19 protein-coding genes are annotated in these 21,798 nt (G+C 46.0%); 15 read left to right on the plus strand and 4 right to left on the minus strand.

The features are described from left to right. Positions 1-5: 5 nt before the first annotated feature. On the plus strand, positions 6-2,333 hold the full coding sequence (locus C2759_RS01175) for an NADP-dependent malic enzyme (RefSeq protein WP_215355613.1): 2,328 nt from the start codon (positions 6-8) through the stop codon (positions 2,331-2,333). 138 nt (positions 2,334-2,471) lie between these two features. After that, complete coding sequence (locus tag C2759_RS01180; protein ID WP_015420405.1) at positions 2,472-3,092, plus strand: barstar family protein; 621 nt, start codon at positions 2,472-2,474, stop codon at positions 3,090-3,092. Between the two features lie 53 nt (positions 3,093-3,145). Here C2759_RS01180 and C2759_RS01185 read toward each other — a convergent pair whose 3' ends face one another. Beyond that, a complete protein-coding gene (locus C2759_RS01185) occupies positions 3,146-3,907 on the minus strand; it encodes a 16S rRNA (uracil(1498)-N(3))-methyltransferase (RefSeq protein WP_215355615.1) in 762 nt (253 codons plus the stop codon). Positions 3,908-3,950: 43 nt separating this feature from the next. Here C2759_RS01185 and tkt point away from each other — a divergent pair, with 43 nt between their 5' ends. Together tkt and gap are read left to right on the plus strand one after the other, a co-directional pair. After that, a complete protein-coding gene (tkt, locus tag C2759_RS01190) occupies positions 3,951-5,945 on the plus strand; it encodes a transketolase (protein WP_251366986.1) in 1,995 nt (664 codons plus the stop codon). A gap of 56 nt (positions 5,946-6,001) precedes the next feature. Further along, complete coding sequence (gene gap, locus C2759_RS01195) at positions 6,002-7,030, plus strand: type I glyceraldehyde-3-phosphate dehydrogenase (protein WP_215355617.1); 1,029 nt, start codon at positions 6,002-6,004, stop codon at positions 7,028-7,030. 105 nt (positions 7,031-7,135) lie between these two features. On the opposite strand, the gene fur is transcribed toward gap, so the two are convergent. Further along, positions 7,136-7,594 carry a ferric iron uptake transcriptional regulator gene (gene fur, locus C2759_RS01200; protein WP_082091945.1) on the minus strand — a complete coding sequence of 153 codons (459 nt, stop codon included), beginning with the start codon at positions 7,592-7,594 and terminating at the stop codon, positions 7,136-7,138. Between the two features lie 43 nt (positions 7,595-7,637). Here fur and C2759_RS01205 point away from each other — a divergent pair, with 43 nt between their 5' ends. From C2759_RS01205 to hemL, 10 genes are all read left to right on the plus strand, one after another. Beyond that, positions 7,638-8,357, plus strand: coding sequence for an outer membrane protein assembly factor BamE (locus C2759_RS01205; RefSeq protein WP_215355619.1), 720 nt, complete (start codon positions 7,638-7,640; stop codon positions 8,355-8,357). A 68-nt stretch (positions 8,358-8,425) separates the two neighbouring features. After that, positions 8,426-9,226, plus strand: coding sequence for a 4-hydroxy-tetrahydrodipicolinate reductase (gene dapB / locus C2759_RS01210; RefSeq protein ID WP_215356596.1), 801 nt, complete (start codon positions 8,426-8,428; stop codon positions 9,224-9,226). A 40-nt stretch (positions 9,227-9,266) separates the two neighbouring features. Further along, positions 9,267-11,939, plus strand: a complete 2,673-nt coding sequence (gene leuS, locus C2759_RS01215; protein ID WP_215355621.1) for a leucine--tRNA ligase — start codon at positions 9,267-9,269, stop codon at positions 11,937-11,939. A 36-nt stretch (positions 11,940-11,975) separates the two neighbouring features. After that, complete coding sequence (gene lptE / locus C2759_RS01220) at positions 11,976-12,503, plus strand: LPS assembly lipoprotein LptE (RefSeq protein WP_215355623.1); 528 nt, start codon at positions 11,976-11,978, stop codon at positions 12,501-12,503. Between the two features lie 19 nt (positions 12,504-12,522). Continuing rightward, the gene (gene holA, locus C2759_RS01225) at positions 12,523-13,584 is read left to right on the plus strand and encodes a DNA polymerase III subunit delta (protein WP_215355625.1); all 1,062 of its coding nucleotides are present in this window, start codon (positions 12,523-12,525) and stop codon (positions 13,582-13,584) included. Between the two features lie 33 nt (positions 13,585-13,617). Beyond that, a complete protein-coding gene (locus C2759_RS01230; RefSeq protein WP_251366987.1) occupies positions 13,618-14,904 on the plus strand; it encodes a glutamate-5-semialdehyde dehydrogenase in 1,287 nt (428 codons plus the stop codon). Between the two features lie 33 nt (positions 14,905-14,937). Continuing rightward, a complete protein-coding gene (locus tag C2759_RS01235; RefSeq protein WP_046331053.1) occupies positions 14,938-15,363 on the plus strand; it encodes a CopD family protein in 426 nt (141 codons plus the stop codon). 34 nt (positions 15,364-15,397) lie between these two features. Beyond that, positions 15,398-16,864: a class I SAM-dependent RNA methyltransferase gene (locus tag C2759_RS01240; protein WP_215355627.1), complete on the plus strand. Its 1,467-nt coding sequence runs from the start codon at positions 15,398-15,400 to the stop codon at positions 16,862-16,864. Positions 16,865-16,887: 23 nt separating this feature from the next. Continuing rightward, positions 16,888-17,058, plus strand: a complete 171-nt coding sequence (locus C2759_RS01245) for a rubredoxin (RefSeq protein WP_011902084.1) — start codon at positions 16,888-16,890, stop codon at positions 17,056-17,058. Between the two features lie 56 nt (positions 17,059-17,114). Further along, the gene (gene hemL, locus C2759_RS01250) at positions 17,115-18,407 is read left to right on the plus strand and encodes a glutamate-1-semialdehyde 2,1-aminomutase (RefSeq protein WP_215355629.1); all 1,293 of its coding nucleotides are present in this window, start codon (positions 17,115-17,117) and stop codon (positions 18,405-18,407) included. 25 nt (positions 18,408-18,432) lie between these two features. Here the strand turns inward: hemL and C2759_RS01255 are convergent, their stop codons facing one another. Both C2759_RS01255 and C2759_RS01260 read right to left on the minus strand, forming a co-directional pair. Further along, positions 18,433-19,272: a symmetrical bis(5'-nucleosyl)-tetraphosphatase gene (locus C2759_RS01255; RefSeq protein WP_215355631.1), complete on the minus strand. Its 840-nt coding sequence runs from the start codon at positions 19,270-19,272 to the stop codon at positions 18,433-18,435. 40 nt (positions 19,273-19,312) lie between these two features. Beyond that, positions 19,313-20,803: a deoxyribodipyrimidine photo-lyase gene (locus tag C2759_RS01260; protein ID WP_215355632.1), complete on the minus strand. Its 1,491-nt coding sequence runs from the start codon at positions 20,801-20,803 to the stop codon at positions 19,313-19,315. A gap of 79 nt (positions 20,804-20,882) precedes the next feature. Here C2759_RS01260 and C2759_RS01265 point away from each other — a divergent pair, with 79 nt between their 5' ends. Next, positions 20,883-21,701, plus strand: a complete 819-nt coding sequence (locus C2759_RS01265) for a YdcF family protein (protein WP_215355634.1) — start codon at positions 20,883-20,885, stop codon at positions 21,699-21,701. The last annotated feature ends 97 nt before the right edge of the window (positions 21,702-21,798 follow it).

Below are 21,798 nucleotides of genomic sequence, written 5' to 3' on the forward strand. Positions count from 1 at the left end.
AACTGATGAGCAAACCAAGCAATAACAGTAAAGAACAGCAAATAGCAGATTTAAGAGCGGCCGCTCTTCACTATCATGAGTTTCCAACTCCGGGGAAGATTGAAATCGCCCCAACGAAGCAATTAACCAATCAGCGTGACTTAGCCTTGGCCTATACGCCTGGCGTTGCTGCGCCTTGCGAGGAAATTGTTAAAGATCCTGCTAATGCCTTCAAATACACAGCCCGAGGTAATTTAGTTGGTGTGATCACCAACGGCACGGCAGTATTGGGTCTGGGAAACATTGGGCCGCTAGCGAGTAAGCCAGTGATGGAAGGTAAAGCAGTTCTCTTTAAGAAATTTGCTGGCATTGATGTTTTTGATATTGAAGTGAATGAAAACGATCCAGATAAATTAGTTGAAATCATTGCGGCGCTTGAACCTACTTTTGGTGGTATCAATTTAGAAGACATTAAAGCGCCAGACTGTTTTATTGTTGAGCGCAAGTTACAAGCGCGCATGAAGATTCCGGTTTTTCATGATGATCAACATGGAACTGCGATTGTGGTTGCTGCTGCGATTCTGAATGGCTTAAAAGTGGTTAATAAGGATGTTGCTAATGTGAAATTAGTAACATCTGGTGCTGGCGCTGCTGCATTGGCTTGTTTGGATTTATTAGTTGACCTGGGTATCCCACGTAAGAATATTTGGGTTACTGACTTAGCAGGCGTTGCATACAAAGGTCGTCAAGAATTAATGGATCCTGAAAAGGAGCCCTTCTGTCAGGAGACTGATTTACGTACCTTAGATCAAGTGATTGAAGGCGCTGATATTTTTTTAGGGCTCTCAGCTGGCGGTGTTCTTAAGCAATCCATGGTGAAGAAGATGGCTGATAAGCCATTGATCTATGCCTTAGCAAATCCAACGCCTGAGATTCTGCCTGAGGAAGTAAAGGAAGTTCGTCCTGACGCAGTGATGGCAACGGGTCGAACCGATTATCCAAATCAAGTGAATAACGTCCTGTGCTTTCCATTTATCTTCCGTGGCGCATTAGACGTCGGTGCTACCACCATCACACGTGGCATGGAAGTCGCAGCAGTCAAGGCTGTGGCGGAGTTAGCACGAGCTGAGCAGAGCGAAATAGTGACCTCGGTATACGGTATTGAGAACCTATCTTTTGGCCCGGAGTATTTAATTCCAAAACCGTTTGATCCACGTTTAATTACCGTCATCGCACCCGCTGTTGCTAAAGCGGCAATGGAGGATGGCGTAGCCCTGCGTCCAATTAAAGACTTCGATGCTTACCGCAATCAGTTGCAACAATTTGTGTACCACTCCGGTACTTTGATGAAGCCATTATTTAGTATTGCCAAAGGAGTGCCTGCCGCTCAAAAACGTATTGTGTTTGCTGAAGGTGAAGATGAGCGCGTATTGCGTGCAGTACAAATCATTATTGATGAGCATTTAGCAACACCAATTCTGATCGGTCGTCCTGCGGTAATCGAGCATCGTATTGATAAGTTCGGATTACGTATCAAAGCGGGTGAAGACTTTGAGATTGTGAATCCAGAGAATGATCCACGCTTCCGTGATTTCTGGCAAACCTATTTGGCCTTGACTGAACGTAAAGGTGTTACCGAATCTTTTGCTAAGTTAGAAATGCGTCGCCGCAATAGTTTGATTGGATCGATCATGATTAGCAAAGGTATGGCTGATGGCATGATCTGTGGAACCGTTGGTAACTTAGCAACTCATCTGAAATACATCGATGAGGTGGTGGGTCAAGAGCCGGGCGCCAATGTTTATGGCGCTATGTCTGGATTGATTTTGCCGGGTCGCCAAGTCTTCTTGGTAGATACCCACGTGAATATTGATCCAACGGCAGAAGAATTAGCCGAACTCACACTAATGGCTGCAAACGAAATGCGTAAATTAGGGATAGTGCCCAAGGTGGCACTCTTGTCTCACTCCAACTTCGGTTCTAGTAGCGCTCCATCTGCAGTCAAAATGCGTGATGTATTAGCTTTAATTCAAAAAGCTGACCCTAGTCTTGAAGTGGACGGCGAAATGCATGGTGATAGCGCTTTGGATGAAACCATTCGCGCTGGTGCGGTCACTTCATCACCATTAAAAGGCGATGCTAATTTGTTGGTTCTGCCAAATATTGATGCTGCCAACATTTCTTATAACTTATTGAAGACTGCTGCTGGTAACGGTATTGCAATCGGACCATTGCTTTTAGGGGTTGCTAAGCCAATTCATATTTTGACGCCAGCAGCTACAGTGCGTCGTATCGTCAATGTGACCACCTTGGCGGTAGTTGAAGCAGCAAGCAATGCTAGAGGGGCGGCCTAAGACCTAGGGATGGGCTTATATTTATGTTAGTTAGTGTTAACTAACATAAATTATTACTATATAAATCAATGGTTTATATAAAATGCACTGTAATTGGGCTTGATTTGATGGCGTGTTAAGGGTAATCTAGCATCCATCATGAATAATCGCTCTGAAAACGGCACTACAGTAGGCTTTGACGAACACAGCCGGGCTGAAAGTTGGGATAGTAACGATCGACTCGAAACCGAGTCATCCGCAGCCAATATCTATGCTGAGGGCGGTTTATCTCGTTTACAAACCTATGCAGCAAATCAAGTTTCGGGGAAAAAAGTGACAGCTTCTTGGCGTGCCGCTTTGGCCGTTCGCGATGCCGGACCACCGGCAATGTTGCGCAGTGTGCGCCCTAATATCGTGCAATCTATTCGTGCTTTCCGCACTCCTGATCTTCAGGAGGCAGCAACTGAGCTTGGCCAGCATTTCATTTACGCTAATTGTGCAAATGCGATGACTAAAGGTGAAGTATTGGAGGCGATTGCGATTGCTTACACATTCACCAAGCAACAGGCGAAGAATTTTGATCCTTTATTGGATGCTTTGACTACTACTGTTGACAAGTCTGGCCCTCAACCCGGCTTCGTAGTGGTACTTGAAGGATTGCCTTGTACTCAGAAGTTTGATAAAGAGGCCCGTGAGACTCTGCTTGATGTGTTCCGTGATGCCGTGGACTTCTGGTCTGAGCGCCGAACACCATACCGCGTGTTCTACTCTTTTGCCTAATCACACGTTTTAACGAACAAAGCAGTAAGGCAGTAAATCAGCAAAAATCGCCTTTATTTGAGGCGATTTTGCATTTCTGGATCCCAAATGCTGTGAACAGCGGTAATTGCCACAATCCCAGCAGTTTCAGTTCTCAATATTCGATCACCCAGAGAGACGATTTGATAACCCGCTGCCTGAGCTTGTGCTTCCTCTTCTGGGGTGTGTCCACCTTCGGGCCCTATCATGAGAATAATGTCCTGTGGAGGGCTATCGATCAATGCTGAATATAAGCTTTTATCAGTATCTGGGCTTAAAAGTAGTTTAAGTTTAGCTTTTTGTGGCTTCTGTAGGTAACTTGCAAAACTTTGTACCGGCTCTACAGCGGCTAAGACTGTGCGATCACATTGTTCGCAAGCAGCTTGAACAATACCTTGCCAGTGCAAAAGGCGCTTTTGGGCGCGCTCAAAGTCACTAGAACGGGTTAATTTGGTAACTGAGCGCTCACACTGTAATGGGGCAATGACCTGAGCCCCAGTCTCAATCGCCTTTTCAACCACCCAGTCCATCTTGTCGCCTCCAGCCAGGCCTTGCGCCAAAGTAATTGCATAGGGGCTCTCACGATGAGTATCTTGGCGAATATCGCTCAACTCGGCTTCCCCTGATTTATTGCCCAGCGAGAGCAGTTTGGCTTGGGCAACTTGACCATTTCCATCAAAGATAGGGAAGAATTCACCGACTTGGATGCGGCGGACGCGCAGGTGATGTGCGAGCTCAGGGGTGAGGGTATTTGGCTTTTGGTTTTCCCATGGGCCGGGAAGATAAAATTGAGGCATTACTGAAATATAGCTAATTAATTTTCTCGAGACCCAATTTACGATGTCAAACCTTCAAATTCGTATGGCTAATGCCATCCGCGCTTTATCCATGGATGCAGTACAACAAGCCAATTCGGGGCATCCTGGAATGCCAATGGGTATGGCTGATATTGCAGTCGGTCTTTGGAATGAGCATTTGCAACACAATCCAACCGATCCCCATTGGATGAATCGTGATCGCTTTGTTTTATCTAACGGCCATGGCTCGATGTTGTTGTATTCCTTATTGCATCTCACGGGCTATGACTTGCCAATTGGCGAATTGAAAAACTTCCGTCAGTTACATAGTAAAACTGCTGGACATCCTGAGTATGGAATTACTCCCGGAGTAGAAACCACTACCGGTCCGTTAGGTCAGGGTATTTCAAATGCGGTTGGTATGGCTTTGGCAGAAAAATTATTAGCAGGGGAATTTAATCGCCCCGGTTACGATATTGTTGATCACTACACCTATGTGTTTTTAGGTGATGGTTGCTTAATGGAGGGTATCAGTCATGAAGTATGTTCATTGGCTGGCACACTCAAGCTCAATAAACTGATCGCACTATGGGATGACAATGGTATCTCGATTGATGGCAAAGTAGTTTCTTGGTTTAACGAAGATACGCCAAAGCGTTTTGAGGCTTACGGCTGGAATGTCCTTCGTGCTGTGGATGGTCATGATGCAGAGGCTGTATCTAGCGCAATCGCTCAAGCGAAGAAGAGTGACAAACCGACATTGATTTGTTGCAAGACTGCGATTGGTCAAGGCTCTCCCAATATGGCAGGTAGCGATAAGGTGCATGGCTCCCCATTGGGCGCAGTTGAAATTGCAGCAACCCGTGTTGCATTGAACTGGCCATATGCGCCGTTTGAAATTCCAAACGATATATACGAAGCTTGGGATTTCAAGAAGCGTGGCCAAGCTGCTGAGCATGAATGGAATAAAGAATTTCAGGCATACAAAAACAAATATCCAGAATTGGCTTCTGAATTGCAGCGTCGCATGCAAGGCGATTTATCCCAAGATTTCTCTAAAACTTTAGATGCTTATTTAAAAACCTGTGAAGTTAAAGCAGAAACGATTGCTACTCGTAAGGCTAGTCAAAATGCCATCGAGGCTTTGGCGCCAGCGTTACCCGAGTTCATGGGTGGCTCTGCTGACTTAACAGGATCTAACTTAACGAACTGGTCTTCATGTAAACCTGTACGTGGTGAACAGTGGGGTAATCACATTAATTACGGTGTGCGCGAATTTGGTATGAGCGCCATCATGAACGGTATCGCTTTACATGGTGGATACATTCCATTTGGCGGCACCTTCTTAACCTTCTCTGATTACAGCCGTAACGCATTGCGTATGGCTGCATTGATGAAGTTGCGAAGCATCTTTGTCTTTACTCATGACTCTATTGGCTTGGGTGAAGATGGTCCAACCCACCAGTCTGTTGAGCATGTGGCGAGCTTGCGTCTTATTCCGAATTTAATGGTGTGGCGTCCATGTGACACTACTGAGAGTGCGGTTGCATGGGGTGCTGCGATTGAGCGTAAGCATGGCCCAAGCGCTTTGATCTTCAGTCGTCAGAACTGCCCATTTGTTTCACGCAATAGTCAGCAAGTAAAAGATATTGCCCGCGGTGGATATGTTTTGCGTGATCCCAAGAAATTAAAGATCAAGGCAGTAATCATTGCTACTGGTTCAGAAATCGCCTTGGCATTGCAAACAGCGGAGCGTCTAGAGGGTGAGGGTTTTGGTATACGCGTGGTATCGATTCCATCAACGACAGTATTTGATCAACAAGACGCTGCTTACAAGGTAAAAGTTTTGCCGGCGGATATTCCGCGTATTGCTGTTGAAGCGGGCATCAGTGATTTCTGGTGGAAGTATGGTTGTGCAGCAGTACATGGTGTTGATACCTTCGGAGAATCTGCGCCAGCACCTGTACTCTATGAATACTTTGGCTTAACGGTCGATCAGATTGCTAAAACAGTGAAGCAATGTATTGCAAAGAAATAGACAGCATAAGAAACAAAGTATTTATCTAAGAATTCAAAATGAGCAAGGGAAATGGAATGACAATTCGTGTCGCAATTAACGGTTATGGTCGTATTGGTCGTATGGTCTTACGTGCTTTGTATGAAGATCAAGTCAATGGCAAGCCTAGGCGCGATATCAAAATCGTCGCAATTAACGCAATGGGTGATATCGACATCAATGCGCACCTGACGCAATATGATTCTGCACACGGCCGTTTTCCTGCTGAAGTCAAAGTAGACGGTGATTGCATGGTGGTCAATGGCGATCGCATCAAGATGTTCTCTACTCGTAATCCTTTAGAAACTCCCTGGGGTGAGTTGGGTGTGGATTTAGTGCTTGAGTGTTCAGGCAAATTCACTTCCAAAGAAAAAGCCATGGCGCATATTTCTCAAGGTGCAAAGAAGGTATTGATCTCTGCCCCAGGTGAAAAAGATGTGGATGCCACTATTGTTTATGGTGTGAACCAACAAGTTCTGAAGCCGAGCGATGTTGTAGTTTCTAATGCGAGCTGTACAACCAACTGTTTAGCTCCATTGGTTAAGCCATTGCTAGAAAAAATTGGGATCGAGTCTGGTTTGATGACTACGATTCATGCATTTACAAATGACCAAGTTCTGACTGATGTGTATCACAAGGATATGCGCCGTGCTCGTTCTGCTGTGAGCAGCATGATTCCAACTAAGACGGGTGCTGCTAAAGCGGTTGGCTTGGTTTTACCGGCATTAGCAGGGCGCTTTGACGGTTTTGCAATGCGGGTGCCCGTCATTAACGTTTCTGTTGTGGATTTAACCTTTGCTGCCAGCCGGGCTACTAGCGTGGATGAGGTGAACTCCATCCTAAAAACAGCCAGTGAGGGTGAGTTGAAGGGTATTTTGGGTTTCAATACCCTGCCTTTGGTATCGATCGACTTTAATCACGATCCACGCCCTAGTATTTACGATGCTTCCCAAACTCGCGTATCCGCCGATGGGAAGCTGGTCAAAGTCTTAGCTTGGTATGACAACGAGTGGGGCTACTCAGTCCAGATGCTCAATGCTGCCCAAGCATTGATGGCTGTAAAGTAAATCGTTAGGTAAGATTTAAGGTTAAAAGTTCTTAAAATCCTGCTTTGAATGCAAAAAAGACCTCAATTGAGGTCTTTTTTCGTTATTTGCCTCTATCTTCCTGAATTAGGATTTTGGTTTATTGCGACAATTCTTCTTTTGGCAGTGTCCATACATCGCTAAAGAGTGCTCCTGAAGCTTAAAACCGAGGTTTTTGGCAATATCTCGCTGCCTTTTTTCAATAGCCTCATCCACAAACTCCTCAACGTGACCGCAATCGAGGCACACTAAGTGGTCATGGTGTTGACCCTCATTCAGCTCATAAATAGCCCTACTATCCCCTTTGCTGGACTCAAAATGACTGCGAAGCAAGATGCCTGCTTGCTCAAACTGGGTTAGCACTCTATAAACCGTGGCCAGACCAATTTCTTTGTCATTCTTAGCTAGAGCCATAAAGACATCTTCAGCGCTAAAGTGAGTGCCACTATTTTGATGAAAAAAGTCCAAGATTTTCATGCGTGGACCGGTTGCCTTCAGGCCAATGTCGCGCAAATTTGCTGGAGTCGGATTTTGGTTCATATTCATGGGTTTGGGAGCTAAAATCAATGTCTTAATGATACGGCCTGCCATGCAAAATTGCCTTCAACTTTTTACCCGTCTACTGAACTCTATTTTTGAGATGTTTGACCTCGCTCGGACGAGCTTAGTTATTGCTGCTATTAGTTCGGTAATGATTGCTACTGGTTGTACCAGCGCTGTCGATGACACCCAGCGCGCTTGGATGAATAAAGTCTTTAGACCTTATGTTCCAGATGTAGTGCAGGGCAACTTTATTTCTAGCGAGCAATACGCTAAGTTACAAGTTGGTCAAAGTCGTGAGCAAGTGCGTCAAATTCTGGGAACGCCTTTACTGGCCAGTTATTTCCATGCTAATCGCTGGGACTATGTTTTTGAATTTAAGCGCGCTGGTCAACAAATGAGTAAAGAGCGTCGTGTGACAGTATTTTTCGAAGGCGATAAGCTGGTGAAGTTTCAGGGTGATGCATTACCAACCGATATCGAGTTGGTTGCTGAGATTGATGGCTACGCAAAAACGAAGCGCTCATTCTGGGATGTTATGACTGGATCAAATAAGCCACCAGTGACTCCACCTTTGCAGCAGCCTGAGTTGCTGGTTCCCAGCCCAACGAATAATTTGCCCGCCGGGGCTATAGTGCCTGCAGCTCCTGCCAGTAGTTCATTTTGGGACTTCTTTAGTTTTTCAAAAAAGTCGCCAGATGCGCAGCCCGTACCTCAACAGTTAGGCCCTGGAACTCTCAACGTTCCACAGGCTAGTGAAGCAAAGTAAAGATAAAGTTGTGTTGATGTCGAGTGAAGTTTTTCGACAACCTTGAATAAGAAACGAAGATACAAATGATGAAAATCGCAATTGCTGGTGCAACCGGCCGCATGGGAAAAATGTTGATTGAGGCAGTACTCAATTGCGCGGACGCTGACCTTGTTGGTGCTCTGGAGCATGACTCTTGCCCTTTGCTTGGTGAAGATGCTGGCGCATTCTTGGGTAAAAAAACTGGCGTAGCCATTACATCGGACATTGCAAAGGCATTGACTGGTGCTGAGTTCTTAATTGATTTCACTCGGCCAGAAGGCACGATGGCTCACTTAGCTGTGGCGCAAAAGACTGGCAGCAAAATGATTATCGGTACCACTGGCCTTAGTCCAGAACAGATTGATAGCCTGAAAAAGGCTTCTGCAAATTTAGCCATCGTTTTTGCGCCCAACATGAGTGTTGGCGTGAATGCCACATTCAAATTATTAGAGATAGCTGCAAAGATGTTGAATGAAGGTTACGACATTGAAATCGTTGAAGCCCATCACCGTCATAAAGTAGATGCCCCATCTGGTACTGCCCTTCGAATGGGCGAGGTGATTGCGGATGCGCTTGGTGAGAAATTGGACGATGTTGCGGTTTACGCACGCGAAGGTCATACCGGTGAGCGCAAAACTGGCTCGATTGGTTTTGCCACTATCCGTGGTGGAGATATTGTGGGTGATCACACTGTCTTATTTGCAGGCGAGGGTGAGCGGATTGAGATTAGCCATAAGTCTTCTAGCCGTCAGTCTTATGCACAAGGTTCTTTGCGCGCTGCACGCTTCTTACAAGCTCAGGATTCCGGTCTTTATGACATGCAAGATGTTCTTGGCCTACGTAAGTGAATGTTCAGTAAATCAGAATAGATGAAAAGAGTTGTATTGAATGAGTAAGGATTACGATCACCGCAGTATTGAAGCAGCGGCAAGCGCTGATTGGGAAAGTGCGCAGGCTTATAAGGTAGCCGAGAACGCAGTAGATGCTTCCGGTAAGCCAAGACCAAAATACTACGCCTGTTCTATGTTGCCTTATCCATCCGGTAAGTTGCATATGGGTCACGTTCGCAACTACACCATCAATGATGTCATGGCGAGACAGTTGCGCATGCAGGGCTATAACGTTCTCATGCCGATGGGCTGGGATGCGTTTGGCATGCCCGCTGAAAATGCAGCGATTCAGAATAAAGTACCGCCAGCGAAATGGACCTACGACAACATCGCTTATATGAAAAAGCAAATGGCGGCGATGGGTCTAGCAATTGATTGGTCACGCGAAGTGGCTACTTGCAACCCGGATTACTATCGCTGGAATCAATGGCTCTTTTTAAAGATGCTAGAAAAGGGCATTGCTTATCGTAAGACTCAAGTGGTTAACTGGGATCCAATCGATCAAACCGTATTGGCAAATGAGCAGGTGATTGATGGGCGCGGCTGGCGCTCTGGTACTCTAGTTGAAAAGCGTGAGATCCCAGGCTATTACTTCAATATCACCGCCTATGCAGAGCAATTACTTTCTGGTCTAGATAATTTAGGTTGGCCTGAGCGCGTCAAGACCATGCAGCAGAATTGGATTGGTAAGAGTCGTGGTGTGCGGTTTGCGTTTAAGCACGAGATTGCAGATGCGCATGGTAACTTTGTTCAAGATGGTCAGTTGTATGTATTTACGACACGTGCTGACACCATCATGGGCGTTACTTTCTGTGCTGTTGCCGCTGAACATCCATTGGCAACATTGGCAGCTGCCAATAATCCAGAGTTAGCTGTATTTATTGAGAAATGTAAAACAGGTAGCGTGATTGAAGCTGATCTAGCCACTCAAGAAAAAGAAGGTATGTTCACCGGCTTGTATGTGACGCATCCACTGACTAATGAACCTGTGCCAGTTTGGGTTGGTAATTATGTCTTGATGTCATATGGCGATGGCGCTGTTATGGGTGTGCCCGGACACGATGAGCGTGACTTTGCATTTGCCCTCAAATATGACTTACCGATTAAGCAAGTGATTGCTTTGCGTACTCCGTCAGATATGTTCAACACCAGCCACTGGCAAGATTGGTATGCCCAGAAGGATGATGTCGTTTGCCTTAATAGCGGTAAGTACGATGGACTATCCTATGATGAGGCGGTTGATGCTGTAGCTCAAGATTTAGAGCAAATGGGTGTTGGTGAAATCAAAACCACTTACCGTTTGCGCGATTGGGGTATCTCTCGTCAGCGTTATTGGGGAACACCGATTCCGATTATTCATTGTGGTGATGAGAGTAATCCTGGTTGCGGCGCAGTTCCAGTGCCTGAGGCGGATTTACCAGTGGTATTGCCTGAAGATTGCGTGCCTGATGGTAGCGGTAACCCGCTCAATAAGCGTGCCGACTTCCTGAATGTGAAATGTCCAAAATGCGGCAAGCCTGCGCGTCGTGAGACTGACACGATGGATACCTTCGTAGATTCTTCTTGGTACTTCATGCGTTATACCGGCCCAGATGCGAAGACCATGGTTGATAGCCGCAATGAATACTGGATGCCAATGGATCAGTATATTGGCGGCATTGAGCATGCGATTTTGCATTTACTCTATGCGCGCTTTTGGACCAAGGTCATGCGTGATCTCAATCTCATTACTTTTGATGAGCCCTTCCAGAATTTGCTAACGCAAGGCATGGTGCTCAATGAGACTTATTACTCTGAAGAAGCATCTGGTAAAAAAACTTGGTTGAATCCTTTAGATGTAGAGCTCGAGCTAGATGACAAAGGCCGCCCTCACAGCGCCAAGCTGAAAGGCGATACTTCTGGCACGCCAGTCATTATTGGTGGTGTTGAGAAAATGTCTAAGAGTAAAAACAATGGCGTTGATCCTCAAGCTTTGATCGATCAATACGGCGCGGATACTGCACGCCTCTTTGTGATGTTTGCTGCTCCTCCTGAGCAGCAGCTTGAGTGGTCTAGTGCTGGTGTAGAAGGTGCCTCACGTTTCTTGCGTCGTGTCTGGATGTATTCCAGTAGTCAGGCGGATGCAATCCGTGCTGCCGATCCAGTATTACCAAGCGATTTAAATGATGCTGAAAAAGAATTGCGTCGTGAGGTGCATACCATTCTGAAGCAGGCTAACTTCGACTATCAGCGCCGCCAATACAACACGGTAGTTTCTGCGGCGATGAAAATGCTCAATGTCTTAGAGCCCGTGAAATTAGGCGATAACACTGCGGTGCGACCTGCTGTGTTGCGTGAGTGCTTGAGTATTTTGATTCGAGTGCTTTACCCAGTGGTACCTCACTTGACGCATGCTCTTTGGAATGAGATTGGATGCGATCAATCATTTGGTACTCTTTTAGATGCACCATGGCCTCTAGTTGATGAAGCGGCGCTGATTCAAACTGAGTTGACCATCATGTTGCAAATTAATGGCAAGTTGCGTGGCGATATACGTGTTCCTGCGGATGCGACTAAAGAGCAAATTGAAGCTTTGGCATTGCAAAGCGAGCCTGCTGTAAAAGCATTAAACGGCGCAGCACCTAAAAAGGTGATTGTGGTTCCTGGCCGCTTGATTAACATTGTTGCTTAGATCGCTAACGCTTTATTTTGAATAGAAACTAAATACATGCCCGTAAATCACCTTCGACGTACCATGCTTGGGCTTCTAGCCTTGGCTCCAGTCAGTGGTTTGCTTGCTTGCGGCTATCGTTTGCGTGGCATGGTCGATTTGCCATTCAAAGTCATCGCGATTACTGGAAGCCCATCACCACCTCTAAGAACGGATCTACAGACGGCGATTTTGACGGGCACAGATGCTAAGGTGGCGATTAATCCTAAAGATGCTGATCTCATTTTAGAAATTACCAGCGATCTCAATGGTCGTGAAATCTTGGCCTATAACTCGAATGGTCAAGTCTCTGCCTATCGCTTAAATATTCGGGTCGGATTTAGGGCGTATGACAACACTGGGGCAGATGTTGTGCCTGAAGCTGAAATCTACATGACTCGTGATATGGACTTCTCGGTGTCTACCGTTTTGGCGACCGACGTCCAAATGCAGCAATTTTTATCTTTGATGCGCAGAGATCTTGCGGTACAAATTCTGCGTCGTGTTTCTGCATCTGCCCGAGCACCACAGGCTCGAAGATTTTAAAGAATGACGATCAAATCGCATGGTTAAGAGCGATGCCCTACAGCTTCATTTGAAGTCGCTCAATTCTGCGGCTTCATTAAAGCCTCTCTACATATTTAGCGGTGATGAGCCTCTCCTGATGATGGAGGCAATGGACCAGTTACGTACCACTGCTAAAAAAATGGGCTATACCGATCGTGAAGTCTTATTGCAAGAGCGCGGATTTGATTGGAGCGCCTTGCTAAGTGCTGGCCAAACGATGTCTTTATTTGGAGATAAGCGCTGGGTTGAGTTGCGCATACCAACAGGTAAGCCGGGTCGTGATGGTGCTGATGCGCTTAAGCAGTTCTCCGTCCAAATCGAGTCTCAGTCGGTAGGCTCTGAAGGCCCGGATACGATCTTTTGCATCATCTTGCCTAAATTGGATGGCAAGACCAAAACCTCTGCTTGGTTTAGTGCTTTGGATGAAGCTGGCATGGCGATTCAATTGGATTCCTTGGATCGGTCGCAATTACCGCAGTGGATTGCGGGGCGCCTAAAAAAGCAAGGTCAAGAAGTTCAGTCTAGTCCAGATGGGCAGCGTGCTTTAGCCTTCATTGCTGAGCAGGTAGAGGGAAACCTCATTGCCGCTCATCAAGAAATTCAGAAGCTGGGTTTGTTGCATCCTGCCGGCATCCTTGCTGAGGAACAAATTCGGTCGGCCATTTTGAAGGTAGCTCGTTATAACGTCTTTGAATTAACTGAAGCGATGTTAGCTGGTGATCTTCCTCGTCTTAATCGCATGTTAGATGGTCTTAAGGGTGAGGGTGAGCCCCTAGTCCTGATTCTGTGGAGCGTAACTGAAGAGCTTCGGATACTATCGAAATTGAAGGCAGCAAGCGATGCTGGAGAGTCTGTACAGAACTTAATGCGCGCTAACCGGATCTGGGGCAATAAAGAGCGTTTATATCCTATGGCCCTAAAGCGAGTTCAGCCTTTGAGGTTGCGCAGGGCAATGCAGGTGGCTGCAGGTTTAGATCGTCAGGCTAAAGGATTGCAGGCGGCAGAATTACCGGCAGATCCTTGGGATGGCTTGCGTTTGGTGGGTAATTTATTGCGCTAGATAAAACAATATTAATTTTGACATAGTAAATATATGAGTAATTCAACAAATACCATTCAGCAAATGATGCAAGATATTGGCCGACGTGCTCGTCAGGCGTCACGCGCAATGGCGCGGGCATCCAGCGAGCAGAAAAATAAGGCCTTATTGCATATCGCCAAGTTGGTTCGTGAGCGGTCTGAGGAAATTGTCCGAGTGAATGCACTCGATGTTGCTCGAGCAAAAACCAATGGTCAAGATGCAGCGTTTATTGATCGCCTTACGATGACACTAAAGACCATTGAATCTATGGCATTAGGTTTGGAGCAAATTGTTTCTTTGGAAGATCCGATTGGCAAAACAACGCCATTGCAAAAGCAGGCTTCTGGTATTGAGCTCGGTCAGATGCGCGTGCCACTTGGTGTGATTGGCATCATTTATGAATCTCGTCCAAATGTCACGATTGATGCGGCTGCACTATGCCTGAAGTCTGGCAATGCAGTGATTTTGCGTGGTGGCTCAGAGGCAATTGATTCAAATACCTTGTTGGCGCAATTGATTCAAGAAGGTTTAGATGCTGCCAATTTACCCATGGATGCAGTGCAGGTTGTGACCATCACAGATCGCGCTGCCGTTGGCGAAATGATCACCATGACCCAATATATTGATGTAATCGTTCCACGCGGTGGCAAGAGTTTGATTGCCCGTTTGATGGCAGAAGCGCGCGTGCCAATGATTAAGCATTTGGATGGTATCTGTCACACCTATATTGATGCCGATGCGGATGTTGCAATGGCAATCAAGGTTTGCGATAACGCCAAGACTCAGCGCTATGCGCCCTGTAACGCAATGGAAACGCTCTTAGTAAATAAAGCGATCGCTTCACAAGTGTTGCCAGCACTTTGCAAAATCTATCAAGATAAGGGTGTGGAGTTGCGTGTTGATGATCAAACCCGAAGAACTCTTGAGGCGGCAGGTTTTAAAGACTTAGTCAATGCCACTGAAGAAGATTGGCAAACAGAATATTTGGCACCCATTTTGTCGATTAAAACTGTTGCGGATATCGACGAAGCAATGGGTCACATCGAACAATACGGTAGTAAACATACTGATGCCATCATTACTAAGAATCAAGCGCAAGCCAATCGCTTTTTGCGTGAAGTAGATAGTGCCAGCGTGATGGTCAATGCCAGCACCCGTTTTGCCGATGGTTTTGAGTATGGTCTTGGCGCAGAGATTGGCATCTCGAATGACAAGCTACATGCTCGTGGCCCGGTGGGCTTAGATGGCCTCACTTCTCTCAAATATATCGTCATGGGTCATGGCGAGATTCGTACTTAATCCAGCTTCATTACAGAACGGAAATTAATCATGATGGGAAATGCATATTTATGGACCAAGACTTTTCATATTGTCTTGATTGCATCTTGGTTCGCAGGCTTGTTTTATCTCCCGCGTATCTTTGTGAATTTGGCTGATGAAAAAAATCCTGAGGTCTATGCGCGCATTCTAGGAATGGCGAATCGATTATTTAGATTTATGACTATATTGGCAGTACCTGCCGTATTGCTAGGCCTAGCTTTGTGGTTGCACTTCAGAATAGGTGCTGGCGAGGTATGGATGCATGCCAAGATGTTCTTTGTACTTCTAGTAATCGGCTATCACCATGCTTGTTGGGGTTTGCTCAAAAAGTTCCGTAATGGTGTCAATACCCATTCAGGGGTTTGGTATCGTTGGTTTAACGAAGCGCCAGTCCTTCTTCTTCTGATCGTGACCGCTTTGGTAGTCATTAAGCCTTAATTTTTTATTTCATCCCTTTTAGATTGCTAGCCTCATGAGATTTTTTGTTGTTTGTCCAGGCGGACTGGAAGTGCCTCTTGCACAAGAGCTAGCAAGTATTGCGCAGCGCCCTGACTGTAAGGCCTTGGGTGCCTGGGTGATTGATCCTACGCCTACTAGTCCTACGGGTGGAGTAGGTTTGGCAGCGCCAATATCTGCTGCTATGGCATTGAACTTACATTCACGGATTGCAAGTCGAGTATTGCTACAGATGGCGGAATCGCCATACCGCCAGGAAGAAGATTTGTATAAGTTGGCTAGTGGTTTAGCTTGGGAGGAATGGTTTTCTTCTAAACAAACTTTACGCGTTGATGTGACGGCTCATCGTTCACCCTTGAAGAGCTTGAATTTTGCGACCCTAAAGATTAAGGATGCAATTGTTGATCGCCTCCGTGATGTCACTGGCGATCGTCCCAGTATCGATACCGCATTCCCGGATGTGCGTGTACAGGCGCATCTCACTGCAACTCATGCCACGATCTATTTGGACACTTCAGGTGAGGCCTTATTCAAACGTGGCTGGAGGGATGAAAAGGGTGATGCACCTTTAAAAGAAAATCTTGCGGCCGGTATCTTATCGATTACCGGCTGGAAGCCTTCGCAAACTTTATTTGATCCAATGTGCGGTAGTGGCACCTTTTTGATTGAGGCTGCACAAATAGCTTTAGCTATTCCGCCAGGTGCTATTCGGGCGGGGATGTACGGTGATGACGCGAAGCCGAGTCGATTAGCCTATCGCCCTCTAGTGACATCAGCTCATGGGTTTGGGTTTCAGCGACTCAAGCCATTTAATGAGACTGCCGAGCAAAAGCGTTGGGCAACTTTGAAAGACGCTGTACATTCTGAGATGTTGGAGAGGCGTAAACAGTTCCCAGATTCAGAGTCTTTGGGTATTAGCGGTGGTGATATTAACGAGCGCTTGGTAGCGATGTTTAAAAGCAACTGGCAACGGGCTCAGTTGCCTGGATTGCCAGTAACGCGTCAAATTGATGCTTTAGCAAGTAGGCCGCCAGTAAATAATCAAAATGGTGTGATGCTATTGAACCCGCCTTATGGTGAGCGCTTAGTGATTAAGGGTGGACGAGGCCAAGATCGCGCTGGAGTTGGCGAAATGGAGCGAGACACATACGAACAAGCTGAAGAGCCAGAAGATCGATATGCCTTTAATCTAGAGACAGGACGTCAAAGTGCTAAACGCTCTAGCCGCGAGTCTCTCAAAAAGCTACAAGCTCAAGAAGAGCAGGACCCTAAGCTTGTGGAATTTTTGAGGCAGTTTGGCCAGCATCTCAAGGATACTTTTGGTGGCTGGAATGTCTTTGTATTAACAGCAGATATGGCCCTTCCCGGGCAGTTGCGTATTAAGGAATCTAAGCGCACCCCTTTATTTAATGGCCCCCTGGAATGCAGATTATTTAAGTTCGAGATGCACCAAAGGCGTGACACTACATCCGATTTAAAATAAAAAGATAAATAAGGAAGACGGTAATGGAATTCAAAACATATATGTGCTTAATTTGTGGCTGGGTTTATGACGAAGCTGCAGGTTTACCTGAAGAGGGTATTGCGCCAGGCACGCTTTGGAAAGATGTACCCATGAACTGGACCTGTCCTGAGTGTGGCGCACGTAAAGAAGACTTTGAAATGATGGCGATCTAATAGATCAATTTAATTAGACAATATTTAAATTCATTAGCTAAATCGGGAAAAGTATCTTGGGAAAAAATGACATCTTATTTGAGCGCGCACAAAAAACAATTCCTGGGGGTGTGAATTCTCCAGTACGCGCTTTTCGTCAAGTAGGCGGTACACCGCGTTTTGTTGCTAAAGCAAAAGGCCCTTACTTCTGGGATGCTGAAGGTACGCGCTATATTGATTTAATTATGTCCTGGGGCCCTATGATTGCAGGCCATGCTAATCCAGAAGTAGTTGAGGCAGTAAAGCAGGCTGCAGAAACTAGCTTTAGCTACGGCGCCCCTACCGAAGGTGAAATTGAATTAGCAGAACGCATCTGTCAGTTGGTCCCCAGCATAGAGCAAGTACGGATGGTATCGAGTGGAACCGAAGCCACTATGAGTGCTCTGCGTCTTGCACGTGGTCATACAGGGCGTGATCTCATTATTAAATTTGAAGGTTGTTATCACGGCCATGCTGATAGTCTTTTGGTAAAGGCAGGTTCTGGCCTTTTGACATTTGCAGATTCAACTCAAAATGCACCCTCTTCTGGTGGCGTTCCACAAGATTTGGTTAAACACACCTTAGTACTGCCATATAACGATGTGCAAGCCTTGAAGGAAGTGTTTGTAAAGCAGGGTGATCAGGTTGCCGCGGTGATTATTGAGCCGTTTGCTGGCAATATGAATCTCATTAAACCCTCAAAGGAATTTCTATCGACATTACGCCAGTTGACCAGTGAGTATGGCAGCGTATTAATTTACGACGAAGTCATGACGGGCTTTAGGGTTGCTTTAGGTGGCGCGCAATCTCTACAAGGCATTACTCCCGATCTGACTTGTCTTGGTAAGGTCATGGGCGGAGGTATGCCGATGGCTGCTTTTGGCGGTAAAAAAGAAATTATGTCTAAGTTAGCGCCGCTGGGTAATGTTTATCAGGCAGGCACCTTGTCCGGCAACCCAGTAGCTGTAGCGGCGGGATTAAAGACGCTGGAGATTATTTCTCGAGAAGGTTTCTTCGATTGTCTTACGGGGCAAACTGAAAAGCTCATGTCTGGGTTCAAGATTGCGGCAGATGAAGCAGGCGTACCTTTTGCGGTAGATAGTGTTGGTGGGATGTTCGGCTTTTACTTTGCCAATGAGGTCCCAACCTCTTTTGAGGCGGTCACTAAAACTGATATTGAAGCGTTTAAGAAATTTTTCCACTTGATGTTAGATCAAGGAGTGTATTTAGCGCCCTCTGCTTATGAGGCTGGATTTACTTCTATTACTCATGACAATGCAGTTTTGGAAGAAATTATCACTGCAGCGAAAACTTCATTTAAGAAGCTATAAGAAACCATAAGAGGCGGAGTCAGAATTACATTCTGAGTGGATGGTCGTAGCCATCTGCTTGGATAATTTTTAGATCCTTGCTTGGTTTACCTGATTCTGGAACTTCCATGGCAGTCAGTTTTCCACCCCAGACGCAGCCTGTATCGAGGCCAATGACATTTTCATGTTGGAGTAGTCCTAGAGTTGACCAGTGCCCGAAGTAAATCAGGGCGTCTTGCGTTTTTCGTTTAGGAGTTTTAAACCAAGGGACATAGCCTTTGGGGCCATCTTCAATACCTTCTTTACTCTCGAATTCCATTGTACCGGCAGGAGTACAAAAACGAATGCGGGTCAGTGCATTGGTGATGACGCGTAAACGCTCATAACCTTTAAGAGAGTTACTCCACTTATTTGGTGTGTTGCCATACATATTCGCTAAGAAATCTTTATAGGATTTTTTACGTAGCGCTTTTTCTACTTCCTGTGCACACTCAATTGTTTGCTGCAGGTCCCATTGTGGTAGAACTCCTGCATGAACAGTGAGTACTTTTCCGTTACTCAGAGCCATTGGCCTATAGCGTAGCCAATTCATTAATTCTGCTCTATCGGGTGCATTTAGAATCGGTTGTACGGTATCAAGCCCTTTAGTTTTTCGGATGCCAGCATCTACCGCAAGCAAATGGAGATCGTGATTTCCGAGAATGCACTCAATGCGTTTCTCTTCTTGTAATTTCTTGAGGTAACGTAGGGTGCCTAATGAGTCAGGGCCCCGATTCACCAGGTCACCTAAAAAAATCATCTTGGACTGTGCGGGGAGCTTTTTGACGAGTGCCTTCAAAGAGGGCGTACAGCCCTGAATATCACCTACAGCATAGATCTTGTTCATACCCTATCTTAAAGCGGAAAGTGTCAGAGTTTTCAATAACTTAATCGGTCGTAGATTCTGGGCTGACTTTTTTGACAACGCTATAACGCACCAAGGTCTTTTTGCGTGCTTCATCATGATTAACAACTGGCAGGGGATAGTCGCGACCCAGAAGAATGCCAGCAGCCTCTAGTTCAATATGGCCGGATTCCCAAGGCGCATGAATTGACTTCTTGGAGAGCTTGTCTAGTTGAGGTAAGTACCGACGAATAAACTTTCCTTCAGGATCGAACTTTTGGGACTGGGTAATCGGATTGAAGATGCGGAAGTAGGGCTGCGCATCACATCCCGATGAAGAGGCCCACTGCCATCCACCATTGTTGGAAGACAGTTCAAAGTCATTGAGGTGTTTTGCAAAATACATCTCTCCCCAGCGCCAATCAATACCTAAATCTTTAGTAAGAAAGCTGGCAACTACCATGCGCAGGCGATTGTGCATATATCCACTTTGGTTGAGTTGGCACATGGCAGCATCTACCAATGGGTAGCCCGTCTTGCCATCACACCAAGCTTTAAATAACTTCTTAGCAGTGGCACCGCTTTCCCATTCGATATTGTCATAGTCAGGTTTGAAAGCGGCACCCTCAGCAAGGCGCGGGTGATTGGCCAGAATCATGAAATAAAAATCACGCCAAATCAGTTCGCTTAACCAGATCGTTGCACCCATACTGCCAACGAGCATGCGGCGGTGGGCTTCGCGTACTAAGCCGCGAATGGATAGCATGCCAAAGCGCAGGTGTGTAGAGAGATAGCTCACCCCTTTAATGGCAGGGAAATCTCGGCCGATTTGGTATTGATCGATGCGATGGAGGAAGTCCTCCAAGAAACTCTGGCCACCTTCTGATCCCGGAGGCAAGTAAGCCTCAATACCTGTCGGGCTAAAGCCCATAGATTCTAGAGATGGGAGGGACGCCTCTAATGATTTGGGGATAGCAGCTAACTGACCTTTTTTAGGATCACAGTCATAAGCGGCAATATCTTTTTCTTGTAGCGTCTTTAGCCAGTTGTTCTTGTAGGGCGTAAAGATTGAAAACACCGTATTCGAGTTAGTCAGAATTTCTTTCTTCTCAAAAATCACTTGATCTTTGAAAGTCTTTAATTCAATGCCAAGCTTGTCTAGTGTTTTGGCTATAGAGTTATCACGGGTAATTGCTAAGGGCTCATAGTCATGATTGATATAAACGGTATTAACACCTAGAGTCTCAGCAATCTTCGGAATGCATATAGTGGATTTGCCAAACTGAAAAATCAATCCGCCACCTTGCTTGCGTAATTGCTCGTCGATTTGCTTCAAACCTTGCCAAATAAAGTCTACGCGGCGATCATGTTTGAGGCCACTTGTATCAAGATCTCCGGACTTGAGAGGATCCAAAATATCAGTATCGAAAATAAACGTTAGCCAAACTTGGGCATTATTTTTTAGGGCGTGATGAAGCGCGGCATTGTCATGCAGGCGTAAATCACGGCGTAGCCAAACGAGAGCTTTTTTCATAGCCCCTATATTAGGGCCAATTAGACCGACTCGCTTGGCTTGCGAGTAATATTCTGCCTATTAAACAGATTGATAGCTAATGGATACATTATTTTTCGTTTTTTCAAAACTAGTGCAGTTTTGCATTGAGCCTCTCAACTGGGTCATTGGTTTTGTAGCGATCAGCTTGTTATTTCTGAGCCTGAGAAAACCCCATTTGTGCAAACGATTCTTACTGTTCGCTTTGGCAGACTTATTACTGGTTGGATGGCTCCCTACTTCTGAGGTCTTTTTGAGGGCTCTTGAAGATGGCGTGCCTAAAGTTCAACTTGCACAGACGTCAGAAGCAGACTTTGGTGGAATTATTATTTTGGGGGGCGCGATTGAGGGCGGTGAAATCGCTCTGGATCGGGGTGAGATCTCTATTGGATCCGCTGCTGAGCGTGTTACCAAAGCCTTTGAACTCATTCGCAAATATTCTGATCTGCCATTCATTTTTAGCGGCTTCTCTGGCCGCCTATCGCCCGTAGGAATGTCCGAGGCGGATGCTTTTAAGCAATTGGTTTATGAGCAGGGTTTGCAAGATAAAAAAGCCCATTATGAAAACCAGTCCCGCAATACCTATGAAAATGCCGTATTGATGAAGCCTATGATCTTGGATTTAGGGGCTAAAATCGCCAAAGAGGCTGATGCACCACCAAAACCTTGGCTGCTGATTACTTCAGCATCACACATGTACCGGTCAGTAAAGATTTTCCAAAAACAGGGGATTGCGGTAATTCCTGTTCCAGTGGATTACCAAACGGGGCTCAGATTGCATTGGGGCTCTTTTGATCTGACGGAGGGTGCCCGACAGTGGAATAACCTCCTGCATGAGACGGTTGGTCTTCTGGCCTACTGGATCACTGGAAAGATCTAACTAAGGCAGAGAATTCGGTAAAATAAACTCACATGAACACGGCTAAAAAAGCCCCTGTGGGTCAAGCTGCAACACCCACCCAAACTTCCCAAGCTTC

Source organism: Polynucleobacter sp. MG-Unter2-18 (genome assembly GCF_018687675.1).
In the GTDB taxonomy this organism is placed as follows: Bacteria; Pseudomonadota; Gammaproteobacteria; order Burkholderiales; family Burkholderiaceae; genus Polynucleobacter.